General features: G+C 42.7%; 23 protein-coding genes. 12 read left to right on the plus strand and 11 right to left on the minus strand.

Annotated elements, in window-relative coordinates; translation table 11 throughout:
* Positions 1-637: 637 nt before the first annotated feature.
* Together AC5JM2_RS06510 and AC5JM2_RS06515 are read right to left on the minus strand one after the other, a co-directional pair.
* Entirely contained in the window at positions 638-1,420 is a 783-nt protein-coding gene (locus AC5JM2_RS06510) for an SDR family oxidoreductase (RefSeq protein WP_495834089.1), read from the minus strand.
* 296 nt (positions 1,421-1,716) lie between these two features.
* Entirely contained in the window at positions 1,717-2,070 is a 354-nt protein-coding gene (locus AC5JM2_RS06515) for a hypothetical protein (RefSeq protein ID WP_495834090.1), read from the minus strand.
* Between the two features lie 486 nt (positions 2,071-2,556).
* On the opposite strand from AC5JM2_RS06515, the gene AC5JM2_RS06520 reads away from it, so the two are divergent.
* Complete coding sequence (locus tag AC5JM2_RS06520; RefSeq protein WP_495834091.1) at positions 2,557-2,982, plus strand: hypothetical protein; 426 nt, start codon at positions 2,557-2,559, stop codon at positions 2,980-2,982.
* 266 nt (positions 2,983-3,248) lie between these two features.
* On the opposite strand, the gene tnpA is transcribed toward AC5JM2_RS06520, so the two are convergent.
* Positions 3,249-3,680, minus strand: coding sequence for an IS200/IS605 family transposase (gene tnpA / locus AC5JM2_RS06525; protein WP_495834092.1), 432 nt, complete (start codon positions 3,678-3,680; stop codon positions 3,249-3,251).
* Positions 3,681-4,146: 466 nt separating this feature from the next.
* Positions 4,147-6,012, minus strand: a complete 1,866-nt coding sequence (locus tag AC5JM2_RS06530; RefSeq protein WP_495834093.1) for a protein phosphatase 2C domain-containing protein — start codon at positions 6,010-6,012, stop codon at positions 4,147-4,149.
* A 538-nt stretch (positions 6,013-6,550) separates the two neighbouring features.
* Between AC5JM2_RS06530 and mltA the strand changes: the two genes are divergently transcribed.
* The 3 genes from mltA (at position 6,551) to AC5JM2_RS06545 (ending at position 9,671) form a co-directional block, all read left to right on the plus strand.
* Entirely contained in the window at positions 6,551-7,807 is a 1,257-nt protein-coding gene (gene mltA, locus AC5JM2_RS06535; RefSeq protein WP_495834094.1) for a murein transglycosylase A, read from the plus strand.
* Between the two features lie 194 nt (positions 7,808-8,001).
* On the plus strand, positions 8,002-8,436 hold the full coding sequence (locus AC5JM2_RS06540; RefSeq protein ID WP_495834095.1) for an NfeD family protein: 435 nt from the start codon (positions 8,002-8,004) through the stop codon (positions 8,434-8,436).
* A 218-nt stretch (positions 8,437-8,654) separates the two neighbouring features.
* On the plus strand, positions 8,655-9,671 hold the full coding sequence (locus tag AC5JM2_RS06545; RefSeq protein ID WP_495834096.1) for an SPFH domain-containing protein: 1,017 nt from the start codon (positions 8,655-8,657) through the stop codon (positions 9,669-9,671).
* A gap of 95 nt (positions 9,672-9,766) precedes the next feature.
* Here the strand turns inward: AC5JM2_RS06545 and AC5JM2_RS06550 are convergent, their stop codons facing one another.
* Positions 9,767-10,162 (minus strand): Fur family transcriptional regulator, encoded by a 396-nt coding sequence (locus AC5JM2_RS06550; protein ID WP_495834097.1) that lies wholly within the window; start codon positions 10,160-10,162, stop codon positions 9,767-9,769.
* A 164-nt stretch (positions 10,163-10,326) separates the two neighbouring features.
* Here AC5JM2_RS06550 and purS point away from each other — a divergent pair, with 164 nt between their 5' ends.
* Positions 10,327-10,605, plus strand: coding sequence for a phosphoribosylformylglycinamidine synthase subunit PurS (gene purS / locus AC5JM2_RS06555; protein WP_210612307.1), 279 nt, complete (start codon positions 10,327-10,329; stop codon positions 10,603-10,605).
* Positions 10,606-10,771: 166 nt separating this feature from the next.
* Positions 10,772-11,446: a phosphoribosylformylglycinamidine synthase subunit PurQ gene (purQ, locus tag AC5JM2_RS06560; RefSeq protein WP_495834140.1), complete on the plus strand. Its 675-nt coding sequence runs from the start codon at positions 10,772-10,774 to the stop codon at positions 11,444-11,446.
* 82 nt (positions 11,447-11,528) lie between these two features.
* Here the strand turns inward: purQ and AC5JM2_RS06565 are convergent, their stop codons facing one another.
* Positions 11,529-11,684 (minus strand): hypothetical protein, encoded by a 156-nt coding sequence (locus tag AC5JM2_RS06565; protein WP_495834098.1) that lies wholly within the window; start codon positions 11,682-11,684, stop codon positions 11,529-11,531.
* Positions 11,685-11,999: 315 nt separating this feature from the next.
* Here AC5JM2_RS06565 and AC5JM2_RS06570 point away from each other — a divergent pair, with 315 nt between their 5' ends.
* Both AC5JM2_RS06570 and AC5JM2_RS06575 read left to right on the plus strand, forming a co-directional pair.
* On the plus strand, positions 12,000-12,329 hold the full coding sequence (locus AC5JM2_RS06570; protein WP_495834099.1) for a hypothetical protein: 330 nt from the start codon (positions 12,000-12,002) through the stop codon (positions 12,327-12,329).
* Positions 12,330-12,791, plus strand: a complete 462-nt coding sequence (locus AC5JM2_RS06575; RefSeq protein ID WP_495834100.1) for a type II toxin-antitoxin system VapC family toxin — start codon at positions 12,330-12,332, stop codon at positions 12,789-12,791.
* Between the two features lie 518 nt (positions 12,792-13,309).
* Here the strand turns inward: AC5JM2_RS06575 and psaD are convergent.
* Entirely contained in the window at positions 13,310-13,732 is a 423-nt protein-coding gene (gene psaD / locus AC5JM2_RS06580; RefSeq protein ID WP_495834101.1) for a photosystem I reaction center subunit II, read from the minus strand.
* Between the two features lie 101 nt (positions 13,733-13,833).
* Complete coding sequence (locus tag AC5JM2_RS06585; RefSeq protein WP_495834102.1) at positions 13,834-15,870, minus strand: DICT sensory domain-containing protein; 2,037 nt, start codon at positions 15,868-15,870, stop codon at positions 13,834-13,836.
* 1,017 nt (positions 15,871-16,887) lie between these two features.
* Between AC5JM2_RS06585 and AC5JM2_RS06590 the strand changes: the two genes are divergently transcribed.
* Complete coding sequence (locus tag AC5JM2_RS06590; RefSeq protein ID WP_495834103.1) at positions 16,888-19,173, plus strand: amylo-alpha-1,6-glucosidase; 2,286 nt, start codon at positions 16,888-16,890, stop codon at positions 19,171-19,173.
* Positions 19,174-19,244: 71 nt separating this feature from the next.
* On the opposite strand, the gene AC5JM2_RS06595 is transcribed toward AC5JM2_RS06590, so the two are convergent.
* The 3 genes from AC5JM2_RS06595 to AC5JM2_RS06605 form a co-directional block, all read right to left on the minus strand.
* The gene (locus AC5JM2_RS06595) at positions 19,245-19,577 is read right to left on the minus strand and encodes a DUF2973 domain-containing protein (RefSeq protein ID WP_495834104.1); all 333 of its coding nucleotides are present in this window, start codon (positions 19,575-19,577) and stop codon (positions 19,245-19,247) included.
* A 230-nt stretch (positions 19,578-19,807) separates the two neighbouring features.
* Positions 19,808-20,146 (minus strand): DUF2605 domain-containing protein, encoded by a 339-nt coding sequence (locus AC5JM2_RS06600; protein WP_495834105.1) that lies wholly within the window; start codon positions 20,144-20,146, stop codon positions 19,808-19,810.
* Between the two features lie 383 nt (positions 20,147-20,529).
* The gene (locus AC5JM2_RS06605; RefSeq protein WP_495834106.1) at positions 20,530-20,769 is read right to left on the minus strand and encodes a hypothetical protein; all 240 of its coding nucleotides are present in this window, start codon (positions 20,767-20,769) and stop codon (positions 20,530-20,532) included.
* A gap of 716 nt (positions 20,770-21,485) precedes the next feature.
* Between AC5JM2_RS06605 and thrS the strand changes: the two genes are divergently transcribed.
* The 3 genes from thrS (at position 21,486) to AC5JM2_RS06620 (ending at position 23,885) form a co-directional block, all read left to right on the plus strand.
* Entirely contained in the window at positions 21,486-23,327 is a 1,842-nt protein-coding gene (gene thrS, locus AC5JM2_RS06610; protein WP_495834107.1) for a threonine--tRNA ligase, read from the plus strand.
* Positions 23,328-23,403: 76 nt separating this feature from the next.
* Positions 23,404-23,595 (plus strand): hypothetical protein, encoded by a 192-nt coding sequence (locus AC5JM2_RS06615; RefSeq protein ID WP_169268237.1) that lies wholly within the window; start codon positions 23,404-23,406, stop codon positions 23,593-23,595.
* Positions 23,580-23,885, plus strand: coding sequence for a type II toxin-antitoxin system RelE/ParE family toxin (locus tag AC5JM2_RS06620; protein WP_495834108.1), 306 nt, complete (start codon positions 23,580-23,582; stop codon positions 23,883-23,885). Before AC5JM2_RS06615 ends, AC5JM2_RS06620 begins: the two co-directional genes overlap by 16 nt.
* Positions 23,886-24,084 lie beyond the last annotated feature (199 nt).

Here is a 24,084-nt window from a genome sequence, read left to right on the forward strand (position 1 = left end):
TAGTTATGTACGGGCTGATTACCGTGATTCACTAAGCAACGAATCGCACTTCCCTGAACTTTGAACTTTCTGCGGCAAGCGGAGGCAGTGCTCGGCTAGAGTTCCCCGACTTGTAAACGCCGGAGGGCGGTTCGGGGGTCGCAGTCTTGGCGGTGAGCCTCGATTGCGAACCCCCGAACCCGGAGGGCTTCCCGCTTTCTTAGCACCTGCCTTTGATACGCTACTTCGGAATTAGCCTGTCTGGGCGTCACAATCAGGTGGGTCATCAACCAATATAAGTCTACAACGTTGACTAGTTTTATTCCGGAGAGATTGACAACTCCGCGCTAACGCGCCGCTCCGCTAACATGCATCTTTTCTCTGTCTTTCCTACAAAAAGAATTTTTCAAAGATGCAATCGTCGCCGTCCGCCGCCTCTCCCCGCGCTAAACGGAGTATCGCTATAGCGGGGGACTTACGGCGACAAGTTAAAAGAGAATTTTACGAGGAAACATTAGTCACTCGAAACAATTATCCTCAGTCTTCACTCACGCCCGTTGAGATTACGCCAAAGGTTAAGAAGTTGCAACAAAACTTTACTAAATTTAACTGACAAATCAGATAGAGCAATCTGCTACGTTGAGGAAAACAGTTTTTTCTAAGCTTTCAATAAAGATTCTGCTCCATCAATCCAAACTTCGGTACCAGTGATATGACTCGAAGCGTCTGAGGCTAAAAACAGAACCAGTTGTGCCACCTGCTGTGACGTTCCTGGTTTACCATCAGTTAAGGGAATTTTTCCTTCAGGAAATTCAACAGGTTCTCGAAGGCCTTCTAAATCTCGTTTTTTAGTGTTATCGTCAACACTTGTATCAATAGCACCAGGACAAATAACATTAACACGAATACGGTTTTGAGCTAGCTCCAAAGCTAGCATTTTTGTCAAGGCTACTTGTGCTGCTTTTGTACAACAATAAGCAGTAGCGCCACTATTGCTAAACATACGCGTACCGTTCACAGATGAGGTAACAATCACAGAGCCGCCCTGCTTTTTCAAGTAAGGCACTGCGTATTTTATTGTGAGAAATGTTCCTGTTAAATTAACATTGATTGTTTTATCCCACTCTTCGGGTGCCAGTTCGTCAATAGGTGCCCATACACCATTAATACCAGCGTTAGCAAAGACGATATCCAAGCGTCCCCACTTATCTACAACTTGTTGGGTGGCTTGTTGCATTTCTTGTGGATCAGAAACATCAGCAACTAGCGCTATTGCTTCACCATTAGACTGGCGAATTTCAGCGACGGTTTTTTCTAGTTCGTCCTTTGTATGACCTAGAGCAGCAACTTTTGCACCTTCTTGAGCAAATAACTTTGCTGTTGCTTTAGCCATACCTGAACCTGCTCCAGTGATCAGTGCTACTTTGTTAGCTAGTTGCATAAACAGAATTTTTATTTTTTAACTAATAGCTGTTTTACAAAAATTTACATTTTAATTCATACCGCTAGTGGCATAAAAGTTTTATCTGTCTAATTGGATAAATAATCAGTCATAGAAAATCAGCTAAGGAGGAACCACAAAAATAAAATACCAGCCGTCAGACAAGTGATTTCTCGACATCAACGCCTTACCATTAAACACGGCTGGTATTTTATTTCCACGTAAAAGCTTAAGTAGATGTTGGTTGACTACCAAAAAAAGTAGTTTCCACCACCTTGAAAACGCTAGTCTCAATGTCAAGGAAGGTCAAGTGCAAGTACCAAAACACCAGATTTACTCACAGCCGAAGAACCACGATTATAGTTAACAGTTCCTGGAATGACTAGGACGATATCACCTTGACCTGCCCCAGAAGCAGTGGTTGTAGCTGTAGGATTGTTTCCAGTTCCTACTGCTTGAGCATAACCCAAACCAAGTGCGTAACTGCCACCCCAAGGCAGGGGGTTGGCGGTCGTGTAACCAATACTTTTGGTGGAGGTTGTGGTACCAGTCGCTACTGCCGTAGTACCCACTGCGGCTCCAGCACCTCCTCCTAGAATGTCAGTAAATTCAGAAATCGGTTCCAAATGGCTTAAATCAGAAATAATCATACTAGAAACTACCTGGGTTGATTTATGTTTCTGCTCAAAATGTATCTCTTTTTACGTCAAGTTAATAACTTAGTTAATATTTTTTTATGTTGAAAACCTTAAAGATTCGGTGAAATATTAAATGATTAGGACTTACGCACTGTACAAAAAGGGCATCATGTGTGTAGTATAATTTGCTCATTCCAGACTTTTGACAATTACCGCCAGATGGTTGGCGAACGCGCTTAAGATCATCGAAAAATCAGGTTTGAATGCCCCAAAGCCATACCCTTATATTTGGTATTTTCTGTCAATCTGTAAGTCCTAGTTATGCTGACTAATTTCTGCGATCAAATATAAAAATCGACACCACTGATCCGGTGTTAGGACAAAAGTAGATGTGTTACAAGACAAGAGACTGTATCGCTTAACCGCAGCGTGAGTAACCAAACTCCATGTCGGGTGCGATTCCCGACAGTTACATCAACCAATTAATGAGGCATAATTATGCTGAGAAGGGATGAAATAGCAGAGATATCATCAGTAGTCTTAGGTGTGTTCGGTTCAATTTCAATTGCCGTCGGGGTTGCCACTAGCGCAGCTGGAATAGTAGGTATTGCTGCAAACAGAGTAGCCAAACTTTGGGAAGATCAGCAACCAGTGTTACAAAACATTTTATTCGCTGGCACAGGTGCAATTGGGGGCGGAATGATGATGGTGGGGACATCAATGGCGATCGCTGATAATTTCCGATCAAGAACTCAGCAACAGCTCATTACCTTCAGCGATGTTCCTCCAGCAAAATTAACGGTTCCGATTGGGTGCACTGGTTGCAAGTATTTCAGTGGCGAGAAACTATTGCCGTGCGCGGTGCATCCTGAGTTGAAAGAGAATTGCACAGATCATGAACCTGTTACGAATTCGCATAAATAGAGAAAAGCGGCTCGCTGCTGGAAATATTTTCAACAGCGAGGTGCCAATGCCCACCAAAGCAGAAAACTGCTGTCATGAAGAGTTATCGCCCCACGCTCTACCGTACTCCGCTCAGTGGCTGGAGGATGTCAATTATCCAGATTTTTTTATGAGGTAGGGAACAGGCAACAGGCAACAGGCAACAGGCAACAGGCAACAGGCAACACAAAGTTTACCTAGCTTAGCAAAAATCAAATATGAGTCCTATATGTAGAAAAGGAATAGGATTACTCCTCATCGTCATATTTTTCTAAAGAAGTCATAGCCGTACCTAGGGAATGATGATTTTTTTGATTTTTTGCATAGGAAACAGCTTGTTCTAACTGCTTGCTACCTAACGACAAGACACCATATCCTCGTTGCCAGCTAAAGGAAATAGAATTTATAGAGTTTTCGGACAGCCGATAATTTTTATTTAATAAATGGGCGCTACTACCTTTAATATTTTTGACAAATTCAGCGATGGATAAACTAGGAGGGATTGAAGCAATTAAATGAATATGGTCTTCGATGCCGCCGATAGCGTGAATGATACAATTAAGATTATCTGATTTGTGAATAATGTAATTATAAAGTTCCGTTTCTCTATCAGGTGTAATTAAAGGCTGGCGTTCTTTCGTTGCCCAAACGAGATGATAATAAATGCGCCAAAAAGCCATAAAATGATTTGGAAATTGATGGTTTCAGAGATATTTTTTCGATTTTACTCGCTGGTTAGGGAATTGTCGCTGTGATACCGGCATTGAGCAATCATTTTATTCCACGTCCGTCGGTGAATTAATTCCAGGGCTGTATAGTATAATCACGCGTCCGCCTGGGATTCAAATCCCAGGCTCATAAGCAAAGTCCGTTAAAACTGATATCCTGCACCATTCTCAATAATCGGGAGGCTGAGCCTCCCAACCCTCGTTCCCAGGCTGAGCCTGGGAACGAGATATCGAGGCTCTGCCTCGTTGTTGATACTGGTGCAAGATCTGAGCGCCTATGAGCCTGCGAATTAATTCGCAGGCGGACGTGGAATAAAATCTTACAATCTCCCCTCACACTCGCTGACGAGTCTTTGACACTCAAAGCATGAGTCTTTAACACTCAAAGCACGAGTCCTTAACACTCGCCCACGAGTCTTTACCTCTGCGGAGGACAAAATCGCTGCACTTTCAGAGGAAGTCGCTGACATGTCTGTTGAAATGTTCGCGGATTGAGTCGCCACCAAGCAAATAATCCTAAACTTGTACCACCCACAAGCAAAACCAATAATCCCGCAAGCAACAACCACCACTTTTTCTTCTTTTGATGTTTCCCAGGAGTTTGGGTTTCGTCTGTTAGCGGTGGTTGTGAAACAAGCAACTCCAGAAGCGCTTGAGAACTTGGTGTCAACTCAGATTGTTGTTCTTGTTCTTGTTGTTCTGGTACTATAACTTCTACAGGTCGCAGGCCGCTAAGCAATGAAGCTATAGGATCTGGGGAAACACGACAATGGGTCAGAACCACTGAGATATTATCCTGAGCATTTTTCTCATTTGCCAATGAAATCCATTGACGGACAGCATCTTCCAAGGAAAGTTCACCTTGCAGAACAGGTACAGCGTAGTTCCGCCAAGAATTTTCTACCAAGTCATTGTCGCTCAAACCATCAGAACACAACAGTAATATACCGTCTTCTTCTAAAACAAATTGCTGAATCACAGGACGCAGAAATTCACCATCTTTTGTGCCTAATCCTTGACTCAAGGAAGTTGCCTCGGGGCGTTGCAGTGCTTTTCGATACAGGGTACGAGCAGAACGGACTTCCCGCCCTGCGACATCATCATCTACTGTTAAAAGCTGACAGTAGTCGCGTGTTATCCAGTAAGCACGGCTATCACCCACATGAGTTAAATAAAGTTCATGTGTATTTTGTGACTCATTACCAGAGAGACTTTTGATAATTTGCGGTAATTGCACTGCCATCACAAGGGTTGTACCCATGCGTTCGGTGCCTTCGCGTTTTTGCTGATTATTGCAGTTGCAAATCACATTATTGACAATTCGCAAACTTGCCTCTATTTGTTTTTGAATTAAGTCCGGCGGTAAGATGTCTGCTTGTTCTTTCATCTCTGTGAGTAAGGCGCGAAGTTGCAATTTTAGAGATTGCACTGCTAGCAGACTTGCAACCTCGCCGCCTTGATGTCCACCAATACCATCACAAACAATAGACACTTGTGGTAATAATAAATCATCTGGATCAGCAGCGTCACTAGGGTAGCAAGCGTCTTCATTTTGCGTTTGTTGTGAACCTGAATCTGTTGATCCTGCCACCTTTAGGGTTAATGGCAAATCTGCTGCACATGATAGGAGTAAAATATTGAGTTGAGTAGCAATAGAGTCTAAATTTGCTTCTTCACTACGCATCTGCTGGACTATGTTGTTCAACTCTTGTGCTACTGGTGTTTTTGCAGCAGCGATCCAAGGTTGCCAACATTTTCCCAACTGCTGTAAAGACACGTCATCAGGCGTTTCTACAAGTTCCAACAGTCGCACGCACCAACCTTGCACGCGCAAATTATCTGGAATCAGCAAACTGCCAGCGACTCCCAACTCTGATAGTGGTCTCCACAGTTGGAGAATTTGGAAAAGCCAGTAAACTTGTCGTACTGCTTTTGCTTGCTCCCATGCGTCTGTTATTGCTGGGTAGAGATTTCCGGTTTCATCTATTGGCACATTTTCCAACAGGAGAATATTATCATAAGCCAACCCATATACCTGAGGAATATGTAATCTGTGTTGATATAATCGCAGATAAGACACAATTTCTTTGGAAAATTCTTCAGGGATGTCTGGCAATAGTTCTGGTTGAGTATCTAGCCAAATGTTCGAGCTAGTGACGTCATAGCGATGTCCAACTTTCCCTCCAGGTTGGATTTTGGCGGCTAATGAACCAGTTGCCCAAAGGTAACGGTGGACTAGGGGAGTTTGAGAACTTGTAGAAACACTATCTTCTATAGAATTCATGGCTTAAGTACAGCTTTGATTTATGCAATAAATTATCCGCTTTCGTTGAAATCATGCAAGTCGGAATTTTTCGAGAAATCGATGAGTTAATTTGGGAACATCCCAAATGTGTAAGTTATATAGGAATCCGGTTTAACTTGGTGAGACCAGTGCTACAGGAGGGTTTCCCTCCGTAGGCATCTGGCGAACCCGAAGGGTGAATTACTCGTAGAGAGAGGGAACAGGGAACAGGGAACAGGAAACTGTACCTAGCTTCGTCAAAAATCAAATCGGAATCCTATATCAAACTTCTATTAACCCAAGTTGCTAGTTATCAAAAAACGCCTGATTTTAAGTACAAGATCTCAATTAATAGTATTTTGCAATACTTCAAAAGGGAGTTTTCGTATGACTTATATACCGTTTCTAGGGACTAACTAGCAACTTACGTTATTATTCCTTGTCTACAGTCACGGTAACAAAGTGAAGCGCACCCTACTTTGAACATAACGCTTGCACTCCGTATACTTACTACACGGTTTAGTTAATTAAGTAAATTATGAGAAAAATTTTTGCTTTGCTTTGTTTTAGTCTAGGAATTGCTCTGGTTAACCTTACCTGTTCAGTTGCTCAAGCTCCTAACTTACCATCTGTACCTGTTCCAAACAACCCCAAGCAACTACCACCACAACAGCCACCATCTGTTGAGGAATTGCCAATACCACTGAAAGTTACAGACAGAAAAACGTGTCAAGTGACATACCAATGCTTGGGTTGGGATGAACAAATTTGGGGTGGCAAGGGTAAAAAAGGCGATAAACAAGCGCTATTAACATCAATTGATAACAGCTTACGTTATTTGCAAACCAACAAAGCAAATACAGTGTATCAAAATTACCCCATTACAGAAATTACGCTTGATCGCGTATTTCGTAGCTTAATACGTTTTCGTCAACTGGTTGTTGACTCCAAGTCTCCTGCACAATTGCAAGCAGCTGTCAATCGGGAATTTGTCTTTTACAAGTCGGTCGGTAATGACGGTAAGGGAACTGTTAAATTTACTGCTTACTACGAGCCGCTTTATACTGCCAGTCGCACGCCGACAGCAGTTTATAAATATCCCCTTTATGGACGCCCACTGGATTTCGATGGGTGGGCTAAACCGCACCCCAAACGGATTGATTTGGAAGGACAAGATGGCTTGCTAAAAGATCGAAGCCCGTTGCACGGTTTGGAGTTATTTTGGTTTCGCGATCGCTTTGAGGCGTATATGATACATATTCAGGGGTCTGCCCAACTCAAGCTTACCGATGGTACAAAAACCTCTGTTGGTTTTGCAGGTGGAACAGATTATCCTTGGACTAGTATCGGGCGGGCACTCATTAAAGATGGCAAACTGTCCCAAGAAAAAGTAACAATGCCAGCTATAGTTAAGTATTTCCACGAAAATCCTCAGGATTTAAATCAATACCTGCCACGCTGGGAACGCTTTATCTTTTTTAAGGAAACCAACGGTATGCTTCCTACTGGAAGTATAGATGTGCCAGTCACCGCAGAGAGGTCTATTGCTACAGATAAGTCTGTTATGCCTCCAGGGGCGGTAGCGCTGATTTACTCTTCATTTCCTTATCCCAAAAGAGGAGGAGGGTTGGAGTATCGTAAGGTAAGCCGTTTTGTACTTGATCAAGATACAGGAAGCGCCATCAAAGGTCCAGGACGGGTTGATTATTTTATGGGGACTGGCAACTTAGCGGGCGATCGTGCTGGTGTAACAGGTGGTAATGGAGAACTTTACTACTTACTACTCAAACAATGAAGGTGGGACTGTCAAACACTGGAAGGCTACGATAGACTGGAATTATGTTCTTTTGATTAAACATTTTTGTTGCTAATAGTCATCAAAATTTACTGTCAAAAATGAATTTTTGCTTTCTGGAAAGAGTCAATGCGTGAGTGTATCTAATCAAAAAAATGCATTGATGGTGTGAATCTATTGTCTAGGATGGCACTATGCCAAGTACTACTTTAATTTGGCTTTTGGCAGGGTCAGCTCTATGTTTGATGGAACTGTTTACGCCAACAGCTTTTGTTGCCTTGTTGATGGGAATTAGCGCCCTGGTTGTGGCGTTTCTGTCTCAAGCGATTTTGGGCAAGTTATGGCTACAAATTGTGGTTTGGCTGTTCCTTTCCACAATCCTAGTCGTACTTTCCCGTCGATATTTGACTTTACCACAACGCAGATCGAAAATTCAGCATGCAATTATAGCCGAAACTTTAACTGAGATTCCAGCCGGAAAACCAGGACGAGTGCTATACGAGGGAAATTCTTGGCGGGCACGTTGTGACGATGAAAAACTCAGTATCTCACCCAATCAAAGAGTTTACGTCACAGGACGCGAAGGGACGACTTTGATTGTAATGCCAGAAAATCTGTTGGACTCGTAATTCTCTGTGTTAAATCAGGGAACAGGGAACAGTGAACAGGGAACAGGGAATAGTGAAGGAGTCAGGAGTCAGGAGTCAGGAGTCAGGAGTCAGAAGTTGGAATTCTTTATTTTTTCCTTCTGAATACTGAATTCAGAATTGCTGAATTCTTCTTCAAACTGATAACTGATAACTGGTAACTGATAACTGATAACTGTTAAAAATTTGGAAAATTCATTATGGAACAGTTTTTTTTACTTGTTTTTCTCGCTCTAGGTGGTTCTGCCTTAGCTGGTTCTGCCAAAGTTGTGAATCAGGGAAATGAAGCCTTGGTGGAACGCTTAGGAAGCTATAACAAAAAGTTAGAACCAGGACTTAGTTTTCTCGTTCCCTTTTTTGATCGGGTTGTCTTCCGCGAAACTATCCGAGAAAAAGTTTTAGATATCCCGCCTCAACAATGCATCACCCGTGATAACGTGTCAATTACCGCTGATGCAGTGGTTTACTGGCGCATTATGGATATGGAGAAAGCCTACTACAAAGTGGAAAATCTCCAGGCGGCGATGGTTAATTTGGTGCTGACTCAAATTCGTGCCGAAATGGGCAAATTGGAATTGGATGAAACTTTTACCGCCCGTTCTCAAATTAATGAAATGTTATTGCATGACTTAGATATTGCAACTGATCCTTGGGGCGTGAAAGTGACGCGGGTGGAACTGCGCGATATTATCCCGTCACAAGCTGTTACGGAGTCGATGGAATTGCAAATGTCGGCGGAACGTCGTAAACGAGCAGCAATTTTAACTTCCGAAGGCGATCGCGAATCAGCCGTCAATAGCGCCAGAGGTAAAGCTGACGCCCAAGTTCTGGACGCAGAAGCCCGTCAAAAAGCGGTCATTTTGCAAGCAGAAGCAGAACAAAAAGCAATCATTCTCAAAGCACAAGCCGAACGCCAGCAGCAAGTTCTGAAGGCGCAGGCGATCGCCGAATCTGCAGATATCATTGCCCAAAAAATGAAAAATGATCCTGTTGCTTACCAAGCTTTAGAAGTTCTGCTTGCCTTGGGTTACATGGATATGGGCGCGACAATTGGCAAAAGCGATAGTAGCAAGGTTATGTTTATGGATCCGCGCACCATACCCGCTACCTTGGAAGGTATACGCTCGATTGTCTCAGAAGGTCAAACAACTGACTCAAATATTCCGTATACAGGGGAAGTGTCTCCAGGAAATAATAATAATCATCGCTCTAGCTAGAATGAGGCGAGTGGAGAGCAAGGGAGCAAGGGAGCAGGGGAGCAGGGAGAGAACTCTGAACCCTTGACTCTTGACTAATGACTAATGACTAATGACTAATCACCAGTTTGAGCTAATTGGCATTGAGTACACAAACCGAAAAATTCTAGAGTGTGGTAAAAAATCTTAAACTTGTGTGTAGACTGTAATTGACCCTCTAGGTCATGGACGGGACATTGATTAATCGGGATGGAAGCACCGCACTGTAGACAAGTCAGGTGGTGCTTGTCTTGCTGGGCTAAGTTGTAGAGGGCTTCACCGTTAGCCAATGTCCGCACTTGCACCAGACCTTCAAGTTTTAAGGATTCTAATGAGCGGTAAACTGTTGCCAGACCCATGCTTTGGTTACGGTTACGTAACTCGACATAAATATCTTGGGCGGAAATGCCTTGTTTAATGGTTTTAAGCAAGTTTAGAATACGCTCTTGACTGCGGGTGCGTACGGCTCTCATAGACAATTAGTATAGTAATAAAACGCCAATTCTATTTGAAAAAGTTTATTTGAAGGTATTCTCCTGCTTAACTTTTAGCTTAACTCTCATAACTTGTCCTCCTATTGTCGCCCAATTGGGACAGAAAGATATAGTATGAGCTTAGCAGTATTCAGCGAAAGCCAGTGCAAAGGAAGTATCTAGCCAAAATTTTTGTCACTCTGCGTCCTTCAGTTCTAGATCCAGCTGGAGTCGCAGTACAATCTGGGCTGAAGCAAATGGGATACGATGATGTTGAGCAGGTGCGGATTGGCAAGTACATTGAAGTCACTCTCATCTCAACCGATGAAGATACAGCCCGTCAGAACTTAGATCGGATGTGTGATCAAATGCTTGCAAATCCAGTCATAGAAAATTATCGCTTTGATTTAATAGAGGTTGAGTCACAGACGGGAGTGTATTAATCTGTTTTTTCAGAGTCACTAGTCCTTTGTCCTTCGTCCTTGGTTTTATAAGCTTCGAGGAATGACACATGTCTACTGGCTAATGACTTATGAACGCCAGATACCTCTGTCGGGAAACCCTCATCAAGTACTGGCTCCTAATAACTAATGACTAGTGACTAATAACATGAAATTTGGGGTTGTTGTTTTTCCGGGTTCTAATTGCGATCGCGACGTTGCTTATGTAACAAAAGACTTGCTGCAGCAACCAACTCGCATGATTTGGCATCAAGAAACTGATATTTCTGATGTGGATATCATGATTATACCAGGTGGGTTTAGCTACGGGGATTATTTACGCTGTGGTGCGATCGCCCGCTTTTCACCTGTTATGCAGCAAGTCGTTGAACACGCTCAAAAGGGCAAACTTGTTCTCGGTATTTGCAACGGTTTTCAAGTATTAACTGAGGCAGGGTTGTTACCAGGAGCGTTGGTGAAGAATCGGGATTTGCATTTTATATGCGATCGCGTTCCTGTGAAAGTCGAGCGCACAGACCTTCAGTGGACGCAAGGTTATCAAAAAGGTGAAATTATTACTTTGCCCATTGCTCACGGGGAAGGGCAATATTACGCAGATGAATCTACATTATCAGAGATTGAAAATAACGCTCAAGTCCTGTTTCGCTACGAGGGAGATAATCCCAACGGCTCAGTGAACAACATAGCCGGGATTTGCAACCGTCAAGGAAACGTGTTGGGAATGATGCCGCACCCAGAAAGAGCGTCTGACTCGATGCTGGGCGGTAGCGATGGGTTGAAGTTGTTCCAGGGGTTGTTGGAGAAAGTGGCGGCGTTGGTGTAGAAAGAGTGGGGACACAGAGTTGCTGTGTTCTTGTTTAGTCCATTAAAATGGACTTCGCCTATAAGCGGCGGGACTTATAGTCCTAGGCGGACGATAACGGAGTGAAAAAAAATGATTCTTTAAAATCTTTTACTGATTGTTGAATATTCTCTAATTCTTTTGAGAGCCTCTCAATTTCCTTTTGAGAATTTTGATAAGCTTCTCGCCATTCTGATGCCATTGCTTTGTATTTTTCCAATTCCGCTTCTGTTACAACATTTTGAGCAGATTTTTCTGCATCCTTTTTTTATTCTTGATTTTCTTTCTTTAACCCTTGCGCTACTTCTTGCCAAACTTCTGCTATAGCCTTGTACTTAGCTACTTCTTCTGGTGTTGTAGCGGTGTTGGCTTTTTTTCTCGTCAACGCTGGCTAGTTTTATTCGATGATGCCTTATCTCTACCAAATTCCCGCTCTTCAAATTTACGCCGAAAATTGGTAACTTCAAGTGCTGTTCACAGCGTTCATGCCCACTCACAGCCATAATTAAACTAGGAAGTAATTTAAGTATTATTTATGGAAGCTCATAGCGTGGGAAATAATAACAATGAAATACCACCATTACTCCCAGAGGCTGATAGAGAAGAGTTAGAAGGTGTTGTACAGGTGTTAGCCAACGTAACTAAGCTCCCTGTTGAAGTGGTTAAGCCACATTTTGATGCGTTGCTTTCGCAGTTGATGAAATCAAAACAGGAGCAACCATTTTACAAAACTGTAACGGCTGATGAGTGGATAACAGCTTTTCGGGAATGGGCACAGAGCCATAGGCGAGATACGCCCTTGCTATCAGAGTATGCTTTAAGTCGGGCAGGAATATACGATGATGACGAGGACGAAAATATTTAGGTGACTTATCTTGTAGATACAAACTTATTGCTACTAAGTGTGCAGCCACACCACCCAATGTATGCAGATACACTGAACGCAATCTCAACTTTACGAGCAGCAGGTGAAGACCTTTTTATTACCTCGCAAAATCTTATAGAGTTTTGGCGGAGTGCAACACGCCCTGCGCAAAGAAATGGCTTGGGCTTAACCACAGCCGAAGCCAGAACGGAACTGGAACGTTTAGAAGGATTGTTCTTGGTACTGCCAGATGTACCTGAGATTTATTTAGAGTGGAAGCGATTAATTTTACAGTATGGGGTAGTGGGGGTAAATGTCCATGATGCTAGGCTTGTAGCCTCAATGTTAGTCCATAGCCTAACCCACATCTTAACTTTCAACGTTAGAGACTTTAACCGCTACGCTTCTGAGATCACGGCTATGAACCCAAATGGTTGGCACGCGAGCTGGTTTACCCAATAGTCGGTTACTCTGGGGTTCAGAACGAGCAGAACGGTTAGCTGCACAACTCAGGACAGCAGGAATTGAGCCTGAGATTTAACAGACAATGACAGTTAATCCCATGCGATTTTACGGGCTGCAAGTTTGCCCACAGCATTGCTGAAAATGTAGATAGGGACTGGGTATAGCCAAAGTCAAAGTCTCATAGGCAAAAGTTAAACCAGTTATCAATTACCAGTTATCAGTTATCAATTGTTTAGTGTTCACTGTTTAGTGTTCACTGTTCACCCTCCGGGGAGAACCTCCGGTTCCGCTAGCCCCTAAGGGAGCCGGAGCTAACGCGCTCCGCCAGATGCCTCTGTCGGGAAACCCTCCTGCAGCACTGGACTCACTGTTCACTGTTCACTGTTAAACAAGAGTGTTTTTAACCTTGCGGGTTCAACAGTTCCTAAGGCGGGATAAACTCGCCTTAAGAACTGTTTCACTTTTTACTTTCCGCGCTTCCCAATCCCTAATTTTCTTATTTTTAGTAAATAGTGCTAAGCGTCGTAAGTAGCTGTCCCGCTAAACTTAACTTGAGCAGGACTGGGATTTGCACCGATATTGCGGTTTACATAACGTACTTTATCACGACCTTCCTTCACTTTTTCTGGGAAAGTACCATCAGCCGGGTGTATAGCCTGAGTTTCTCCGTTAGGATAAATCCGGTAAACTTTGTAGTCTGTAATTTTCAATTTCCGCAATACCTGACCGCCCAAATAGATGCCGTACTCCTTACGAGGCAAATACAGCACGTTTTCACCTTGGCGCATAATGGCGGTACCGCCTGTTGGCAGTTCAAATGGTTGCTCTTTGGGGCTAGTCCAAGTGATGGCGTACTTTTCTTCCAGTTCTGCTTTCTTAAGCAAGCCGCCAGTGCTGCCACCAAATACCGGAGTTTGTCCAGAAAGTTTTTCTGCCATAAAGTTTCTCTCAACGTTTTTACGGCATCCTATCACTGCAACAAGGGTCATGTTGCGATCGCGTTATAGTCTGTAACAGTTATTAGTCTATTAATCATTATTTATGAGTCTTTAGCTGAAATAAAGGACTTTTTACTCTTGACTTTTGAGGACTTTTGCTCCTTACTACTCGAAATTATCGGTATGGTGAAGTGAAACTGACTGCCCTGGTTTTTGCCATTTGATTTTGCCCAAATTTCTCCACCCCACCCATTGACAATTTGGCGGCAAATTGCTAGGCCAAGACCTGTGCCACCAGCGGTACGCCGCAGCGCTCCTTCTTCTTGATAGAAGCGGTCAAAAACGATTTCTAGAAGATGTGATTCAATACCGCGTCCAGTGTCTGCCACAGTCACTTCAACCATTTTCTTTCGGTTGCGTTCACCTTTAATGGTGATCTGCCCGTCTGCTGGTGTAAATTTGCAAGCATTGTCTACGAGTTTTGCCAGCACCTCCACCAGCCAATCTCCATCAGCTTTGACCAAAGGGAGGTTTTTTGCCAGTTGAATTGTAATTTGGGGCACCTTTTGCGAAGCAAATCGGGTGCGAATGCGACTTAATGACAAATCCACACACTCTTGTAAAGTAAGGGATTCTGGATGCCATTCCACACGACCGCTTTCTAGATTGGAAAGCGTCAGGAAATCTTGTATGAGTTTGCGCATTCGTTCTGAGTCAGAAAGAGCAGTGTTTAGCATCACCTGCTGCAACTCTAACGGCATATCCGGTTCGCTAGCAAGACTTTCTAAGCATACCTGAATGGTAGACAAGGGGGTGCGAAGTTCGTGTCCAGTAATAGCTATCAAGTTGCTGCGAGTGCGGTCAAGGGCTTCCAACTGTTTGTTAAGATCTTCTAAGTTAGCATAAGCTTCTGCTTGAATAAGGGCGGCTCCCACTTGGGTGGCAATAGCTTCTACCAAGTCCAAATCCCCTGATTGCCAATCGTGTAAAATTTCGTTGCAGTAGTGCAGTTCAACGATACCCAATAATCGCCCCTGGTAGAATACCGGTTCCATCAGCCAAGAACGAATATCATACTTTTTGACGAGTTCCCCAAGTTCTTTAGAACTGGTAATGCGAACGTCCGTATGAGTATCAGTCAAATAAATTCCTTGGTTTTGGAGGACAACTTCCCTGAATAAGGGATTGTTTTCCAACGACCAGGTTTTTTCCAACAAAGATGACACACCTGGACGCAAAAATTCATGTTCAATCAAGGCTTTGGCTTCTGTCTCTTGAGCGCGGTAGATTAGACAGCGACTAGCCTCTAAGTTTTGTCCTAGTTCTTGGGTTGCGATTTGGAGAATTTCGTGGGGGTCGAGCGATCGCCTGATCGCGGTGCTAATCGTATTGACCAAACGCTCCTTCCGTGCTTGAGCCGCGATGGAACGGTATGCTTTGTGCAATTTGTACTGACTAGCTTGGAGGTAAGTCACCAAACGCTGCACAAATGGGTCAGTGTCTATGTCGCAGGCATATTCGTTTGGCGATTGTACTTTTGTTTCGCTTGTATTCTCGCTTATCCCAAATCTCAAGCGTGCTTGCTGAATTTTGTCTGCCAGTTCTGGTCTGTAAACCAAAATCCTGTCTAATAATAATTCAGCTGCTTTGAGACTTACTCCCCGTTCTGCTGTCCAAATTCCTTCAAACCTACGCGCCGTGTCCATATCTAAACTTGGACTGATCTCCCGTAGTTGCTGATTTTTGCTAACAGAACCTATGCTCTCCCGGCAAACCAAGCAAGTTGCATAGTTTTGGGCAATGACTATCAAGTGCCATTCTTGAGTTAAGCCATCATCTGGTTCAAAAGCTACTTTCTCATAATGTTCCGAACTGTTGGTAAAATCCGTTTCGGGTGCTGATAATACGTATATTTGATTACTACGCTGAGCAAGCCGCTGATATCGATGAGCTTCTTGACGGTAAAATCGCTCTCTTTGGAAGCTCGCAATGACTAGAGGCTGCTCCAAAGTAGCAGCCAACACCTGGTCTTCCATCGCGTGGGAAAGCGCCGTTAGTGAAGCCTTGAAATATATTTGAGGTCTCAGGTGGGGTAGAGCCTGTAGCAGTTCACTCAGCACAGAAGTCGAAATGCTCATCAATTTTATAAAGGAGCCACAATCTGGACAAAATCCAAGTCACAGCTGCATTGTACAAATTACAACGGACTCTCAACTGAATTAGATAGTTGCGATATGTAAAGAATGGTGAAAGACACGTTCAGAGTTTTGGCAGACGCAGCAATTTGTTTAAGATACCGCAATACTTGGCTTACGGTTTTCCACCAACCAACTAAAGGCTGTTTTCGGAGTATCATAAGCATTTATTCATTTTCTGGCTCACCAACCTTGCGGTATGGTGAGGGATTTCCAAAATCACTTTTTTTGAATTCCTGCCTCCACAACTCTTAACTAAACTAAGGAGCCTCGCCAGTTCTAGTGGAGGCATTTTTATTTTACGCCCACCAGGTGCCCTATGTACCATGATGAATGCACATTTGTTTCCAGGAATTTGTCCAAAACTCTGCCCCTGCTCTTTGCTCTGGTCTTTTTAAGTTTTGTGTACCCCAGAAATCGCAAGAGGTATTACAGGTCAGGCGTTCGCTTCATCCAATGTTCACGCCCCAGTTTTCAGTTCAATTTGAAGAATTTCAACAAAAAATTTCTTCAAATTTTAAAAATCACGCATTATTCTCTGAATATAAATATTTTTGGTTCAAAAAGTTGCGTTTTGTAAAAAATTAATTTGTTTTTTCATTTGATTGAGAAAAATTTTCAGTGGCAGTTTAAATAAGAAATGTTACGATGTTGTCTTTGTGCGGAAAAAGCGGCGATTTCGTTCTTCTTAACAAAGGGGTTTCTACATCTTGCCATTTTGAAGAAAAGCGGCTAACAAAACAAGTAGCAATCATAATTTTCAACTTTATTCATAAAATTTCTATAAAGTAAATATTTGTAAAGATTTTATGTTCAAGGTTTGACACATCTTTTGTTACTGACTGTATGTGATTATGATTTTTCCTCAATGGCTCAAATCTACATCTAAAGAGTGTCTTTCTTTCCTGTTGATGCTGTTGGTTTGATGAAAAACTAGACCTGTACACGGAATTTTGGCTGATGACACCGGATACACTGATGACACCGGAAAAACTTTCTCTAGACGGAAAAACTTTTGTTCCTGCTGATCAAATCCCGATCCCAGAGTGGCCTCGCACTATCAGCGAAAGACCACAACCGACGCTAACGGTTAAAGATGATGATTTATTTTTGGTAACAGACACTTTAGGCAATATATCTGGCTGTTCACTTAACGATGGCAATCCCAGTATGGGATTGTTCTGCTGTGACACACGCTTTCTCAGTCGCCTTGAGTTACAAATCGACGAACATTCACCAGTCTTACTCAGCAGCACTGCTGATAAAGGATTTTCTCTATCGGTTTTATGTACCAATCCCAAAATTGAAGACCGTTTGAGAAACGACACGGTAGGCATTCGTCGCGAACTGGTACTGAATGGCGCACTATTTGAAGAATTAGAAGTTTCAAATTATAGCACAAGTTCCGTTAGCTTTGAACTTAGCATTAGCTTTGATGCGGATTTTGTGGATTTATTTGAAGTCCGGGGCTATCACAGAGATAAACGGGGTAGACTTTTACGCCTTGTAGAACCCACACCTGAAGAAGGAACATCAAATAGTGATGGTGTTTCTTTTGTGTCTGGGCAACCTGAACAAAAAGAGCAATCTTTGAGTCTTGCCTATCAAGGTCTGGATGGGTTGGTGATGGAGTCTCGCATTCAATTCCAGCATCGACAACCAGATTATTTTAAGGGTTACACAGCCGTTTGGCGGTTGGAGTTAGCTTCTCATGAAACCCAAAAGTTGGGCTACCGGGTGAATTTGTTGAGAAATAATAAACCTAGTTCCATTGTCAGCGCCGCTTTTACCCTGACACAGGCGAAAGCTGGTGAAATCATGGAAGAGCAACAGTGGGTGCAACAAATTACACAAATTCGTTCCGATAAAGGAACGTTCAATCGAATTATTGAAAGGGCTGAACAAGATATGTACTTGTTGCGTCAGTCCTTTGGCAAGCATAAGACAGTTTCGGCAGGAGTACCGTGGTTTTCCTCGCTGTTTGGGCGGGATTCGCTGATCGCAGCTTATCAAAGCTTAATGCTAAACCCTCAAATTGCTAAAGAAACTCTAAAAATTCTCGCGTTTTATCAAGGCAAAACAGATGATGACTGGCGCGAGGAAGAACCAGGTAAGATATTGCACGAGTTACGGTTTGGTGAATTAGCCCGCTGTCAGGAAATTCCTCACACTCCTTACTACGGTACAGTCGATGCGACTCCCTTATGGCTGATGCTGTATACAGAACACTACGCTTGGACTCATGATCTAGAAACCTTAGAGCAACTTTGGCCCAATGCTCTATTAGCAATGGATTGGATTGACCGTAACATGAGAGAAACTGGCTACCTCAGTTACTACCGCAAATGCAAACAGGGTCTTGACAATCAGGGGTGGAAAGACTCTGGTGATTCTATTGTCAATCGTAAGGGAGAGTTAGCCAGAGGAGCGATCGCCCTTTGTGAAGTCCAAGCTTATGTCTATGCTGTCAAATTACGCTTAGCAGAAATTGCCAGACTCAAAAAGCGAATTGACTTATCAGATCGGTGGACAGAAGAAGCAAGAAACCTCAAGCTTCGTTTCAATAGAGATTTTTGGATGGAAGACCAGGATTTTTGTGCCTTGGCTTTGGATGGAGAAGGTAAGCACGTAGATAGTATTACATCCAATCCCGGTCAGTGCTTGAATTTGGGCATTTTCACACCAGAAAAAGCTTACAGTGTAGCTGAACGTCTCCGGGCACCAGATATGTTTAATGGGTGGGGTATTCGCACCCTAAATAGCTTGTCACCAGCTTACAATCCAATGGGTTATCACATTGGTTCTATTTGGCCTCACGACAACGCACTCATTGCAATGGGGTTGCGTTCCCTCGGTTTAGTCGATCAAGCCTTGGAACTTTTTCAAGGTTTATTCGACATGACTGAACAGCAGCCTTATCAACGTCCTCCAGAGTTGTTGTGTGGCTACGAGCGCAATGGTGATAACGCGCCTGTACAGTATCCTGTAGCTTGTACACCTCAAGCATGGGCAACTGGCAGTATCTTCCAGTTACTGCAAATGCTGGTAAACTTGGTACCCGACGCCCCTAACAACTGCTTACGAATTATCGACCCCACTTTACCAGAGACGATAAGTCGTTTATCACTGCATAATCTCAAAGTTGGTTCTACCATACTTGATTTGGAGTTTGAGCGTTCTGGTACCACAACTGCTTGTCGCGTTGCAAAAAAACGCGGTAACCTGAGAGTGGTTATTGAAGCGTAAACGAGAGTGTTGAGTTATAAGTCTTGTAGACACCCTTAGGACGTCTACAAAACTTATAAATGGCGAACTTTTTAGCCTTCTTCTTGTTGATTATCATTTCTGTGTCCTGGAGAAGCTTCATAAAGCTCATCCAATTTTTGTCGCGCATCGTCAACGTTGATCGAACGCATGACTAAAAGTGGTTCTTTAATTAAATTGCCAGTCGCATCTAATAATTCTGGATGGGGTCTAAACTGCTTAGTTGATGAGTCGTAAGGATATCTGCCTTGGTTTGCTGAAGCTACAGATCTTGCTGGATAAATCCGCTCTGTATCAAAACTGAACATAATCAGGTTACGAATTAAGTTACCGACAGCTATAAAAGCTAGAATGGTAAAAGCAAAAATGTAAAGTAGATGTAACATTGTTCTTTCCTCCAGAGTTCGCAAATTCTAAAGCTATATGTTGTAAAAAATTTTCCTTAGCTGATACCTGTTGATGCCGTTTATGATGGTGATGCTAAATGGCTAACGCAATTTTCGTGCGCTCGGTCTCTTTGATTAAGAGAGAATTTTTTAACTTCAGGGGGAGTACCTTAGCATAAACCACATCATTTTTTATCTCAGATGATGTTAAAAATTTTTTACTATCTCACCTATATATCGTCTTTGTGTTGCCAATTGTTCTGTTGCAAACGGAACCGCATTGCCACATTCCAACACTTTGTGACTAATTGATGCCAAGGCATCAATGTTGCCATATCAATACCAACTTGTCCACCGGTTGCTGTAAACAGCATCTTTGCTGTGTTCACTTCCTCTTGTGCTTTCTTGACTTGCGTTAGTAAGTCAGATTGTTCATGTTGACTCATGAATGATAGCTCTTCCGTTTCCAGAAAATTCCGCGATCGCGCAAACCAGTACTGAAAATCTTCCAACAGTGGTTGCAAAACTGTTTTCAGCAGTTCAGGTTCTGGTAAATTCGAGTCTCGCATAAATGAAAAGCATATTTCTAACTTTCTTACTAATATTAACTCTATTTAATATTCTTAACATTTTTTTCGTCTCTGCCATAAGTCTGAAAATAAAACATGATCGTGATATTGGTTACACTTTAGTCCGGGGATAAATTCGCCGTGTTTCTTACATATATAAGTAGGGATCTCAAAAAAACCGTCTGTGCTGGAAGTAAAGACATTGAACAAATCAGTAGATAAAGTATTAAAAGTAACTATTTTATACAAAAAAACACTAAGATGAGGACTGAATCTGTACAGAGGCTCTATAAAAAAACCTGCATAGTTTTCTCATAAAAAGTGCCCGAAAAGTGGATTAACAAATCTATATGATGTATGTTTTGGCGTTGACGTATTGCAATTTATATTGCTGTAAAAACCAATTCACTTTTTGGTTGAAACATAGAACCTCCGCTAACCCCACGGGACTTGCACCGACTGTCGGGAAAACGCCGCGAGACACGCAGTAGCACCTCGACTCCCCAAGGATTGGAGAGGTTGTCGTAGACGGTGGGGTGTACTTGTATCAGACCTTTTGTGAGATGATGTTTTTTCGCCACAAAGAAATTAGGAGGCTTCAAACCCCGAGCCAGAACTTTCAAAGCTTAAATTCAGTTAACCTGAATTTCCATTTGACTTTTGGGTTATTTCTTTGTTGGTTAGATTGAGTTAACATAATACTATCTCACAATTAAAGTTAAAATTCACTCTCACTAGCGTAACTTTTAGATTTGAAAGAGGGAACTCAAATGCTAGGCTTTGAACCACAAACAAAATGTCCTAAGTATATAGAAATTGCTCTTAGCTAGAAATCAGAAGTTGGTTTTATTTCTTTAGTAGAAATTAGAGACCTGACAATGGCAACATATCAGCCAGACCCAGAGGAATTCAAGGTGTTCTATTTAAAGGAAAGGCATATGCATAGAAATATGTGGCACACAAACAGACGAGCAGACACTTGGAGGTTGATGTGAGTGCTCACAAATAGAGTTTAGAGTTGAGTGTCAGGTTTGCGACTAAGCACTCATTGTCTCGTCCACCAATAGCAACTAGCTATGAGTTTTTTTTATATAAAGGTTATTTTTGACTTATAAGTAGATACTAAATGACATGATGGATTATCAACAATAGATTTTCTGAGGGTAAATCATTAGGAGATAATTATATCCTTAAATGAATTGGGATCATCTTGCTAAAGACAGAAATTGTCAGAAAATCACAAGTCTGACAACACTGTAAAATAGCCCAAGTTTATATTTGGGTATGAATTGTCATAACCTCAACTAAAGAAATCATCATTATTACAATCACTTCGCCAATGGTACAGCAGCAAATATCGCCAAAATCATCTAGTCAGCAAGAACAACCTGAAAAAGTGTATTTACCACGGACTTCAGAATCAGAGATCTTAAAGAAAATTCGCCATACCGCTTCTCATGTGATGGCAATGGCAGTGCAAAAGCTGTTTCCCAAGGCGCAAGTCACGATTGGTCCTTGGATTGAAAATGGTTTTTACTATGACTTTGATAATCCGGAACCGTTTACTGACAAGGATTTAAAAGCCATTTACAAAGAAATGGTGAAAATTATTAACCGGAAATTGCCAGTCGTAAGAGAAGAAGTCAGTCGCGAAGAAGCTGAACGCCGTATTAAAGAAATTAAGGAACCTTATAAGCTAGAAATTCTATCAGACATTAAAGAGGAACCAATCACAATTTACCACCTAGGAGAGCAATGGTGGGACTTGTGCGGTGGACCTCATGTGGAAAATACTGGCGAACTCAACCCGAAAGCGATTGATTTAGAAAGCGTTGCTGGCGCTTATTGGCGTGGCGATGAAACTAAAGCGCAGTTGCAACGCATCTACGCTACTGCTTGGGAAACGCCAGAACAACTGGCTGAGTATAAGCGGCGTAAAGAAGAAGCACTGCGACGGGACCACCGAAAACTAGGTAAGGAATTAGGATTATTTATATTTTCTGACTTAGTGGGACCGGGGTTACCGTTGTGGACACCCAAAGGAACTTTGTTGAGGACTCTTTTAGAAGATTTTCTTAAGCAAGAACAACTCAAACGGGGATATTTACCAGTCGTCACTCCCCACATTGCCAGAGTGGATTTATTTAAAGTTTCCGGACACTGGCAGAAATATAAAGAAGACATGTTCCCGATAATGGCAGAGGATGAAGAAGCCGCAGCCCATGAACAAGGCTTCGTCCTCAAACCAATGAACTGTCCCTTCCACATCCAGATATATAAAAGTGAGTTGCGTTCTTATCGGGAATTACCAATGCGGCTAGCGGAATTTGGCACCGTTTACCGCTACGAACAATCTGGGGAACTAGGTGGATTAACACGGGTGCGTGGTTTTACGGTTGATGATTCTCACTTGTTTGTGACGCCAGAACAACTAGACAGCGAATTCCTCAACGTGGTAGATCTGATTTTGTCTGTGTTCGGTAAACTGCAACTGAAAAACTTTAAAGCTAGACTGAGTTTTCGTGATCCAGCTAGTGATAAGTACATAGGTTCTGATGAAGCCTGGGAAAAAGCCCAAGGTGCAATTCGCCGTGCTGTGGAACAGCTAGGAATGGAGCACTTTGAAGGAATTGGGGAAGCCGCATTTTACGGTCCCAAACTCGACTTTATCTTCCGTGATGCCCTTGAGCGTGAATGGCAACTAGGAACCGTGCAGGTCGATTACAATCTGCCAGAAAGGTTTGATTTGGAGTACGTCGCTGAAGATGGTTCTCGTAAACGCCCAGTGATGATTCACCGTGCGCCTTTCGGTTCCTTAGAACGACTGATCGGTATTTTGATTGAAGAATATGCAGGAGATTTTCCCTTATGGTTAGCCCCAGTCCAAGCAAGATTGCTGCCAGTGGGTGACGCTCAACTGGATTATGCAAAAGACGTGGTAGCGAAAATGAGAGACTTCGGTATCCGCGCTGAAGTTGATGTCAGTGGCGATCGCCTAGGTAAACTCATTCGCAATGCCGAGAAAGAAAAAATCCCGGTAATGGCTGTGGTGGGAGCAAAGGAGGTGGAAACCAACTCCCTAAGTATTCGCACGCGAACCTCTGGAGAGTTAGGAACTGTGCCTGTATCAGAAGTCTTAGACAAAATGAAACAAGCCATTGCTAACTACGACAACCTTTAACACAAGGTAGAGATAAGGGTGAGCTGTCTGCTTGCCCTTAAAAATTACTTCATATAAATATTCTCAAAAAAATGCTATGACTACTACAAAAGAAAAAGTCCAATCTTTGTTGAGCAAATTACCAGACGATTGTTCTGTGGAAGATGTTCAATATCATCTGTACGTACTTGAAAAAGTCCGTCTAGGATTGGTAGTGGTTGACAATCGAGAAACTCTCATCTCTCAAGAAGAAGCCGAGGCGCTGTTAAGAAAATGGCTTATCGAGTAGTTTGGTCTCCCAAAGCCCTCGAAGATGTAGACGCGATCGCGGCATACATATTTCGTGACTCCGCGTCCTTTTCTGCCACAGTAGTTCGGAAGATACTTGACTGCTCTGATAAGTTAAGCTCCAGTCCTTATTCAGGTTCTGTTGTTCCAGAATTTAATGAGGATACCATCAGGGAACTGTTTGCTTACACTTATCGAATCATTTATCACATTCAAGAAGACACCGTAACTATTGGGGCAGTCATTCATGGTAAAAGGCTTTTGGCTCAACGTCTAGATATAGATAGATAAGCCAAAAAACCTTTCTCCAGACAAAAAGTAACAATAAACAAGGGTGGGCAATGCTCACCCTTCTACAATTTTTGATAGTACAAAACACACAATCGATTTTTTTCTCGTTCCCAGCCTCAGGCTGGGAATGCATAACTAGAGGCTCTGCCTCGATATAATCAGGAGGCATTCCCATGGGTCGCATAGGAACGAGAGAATA

This window comes from Brasilonema angustatum (genome assembly GCF_059505445.1).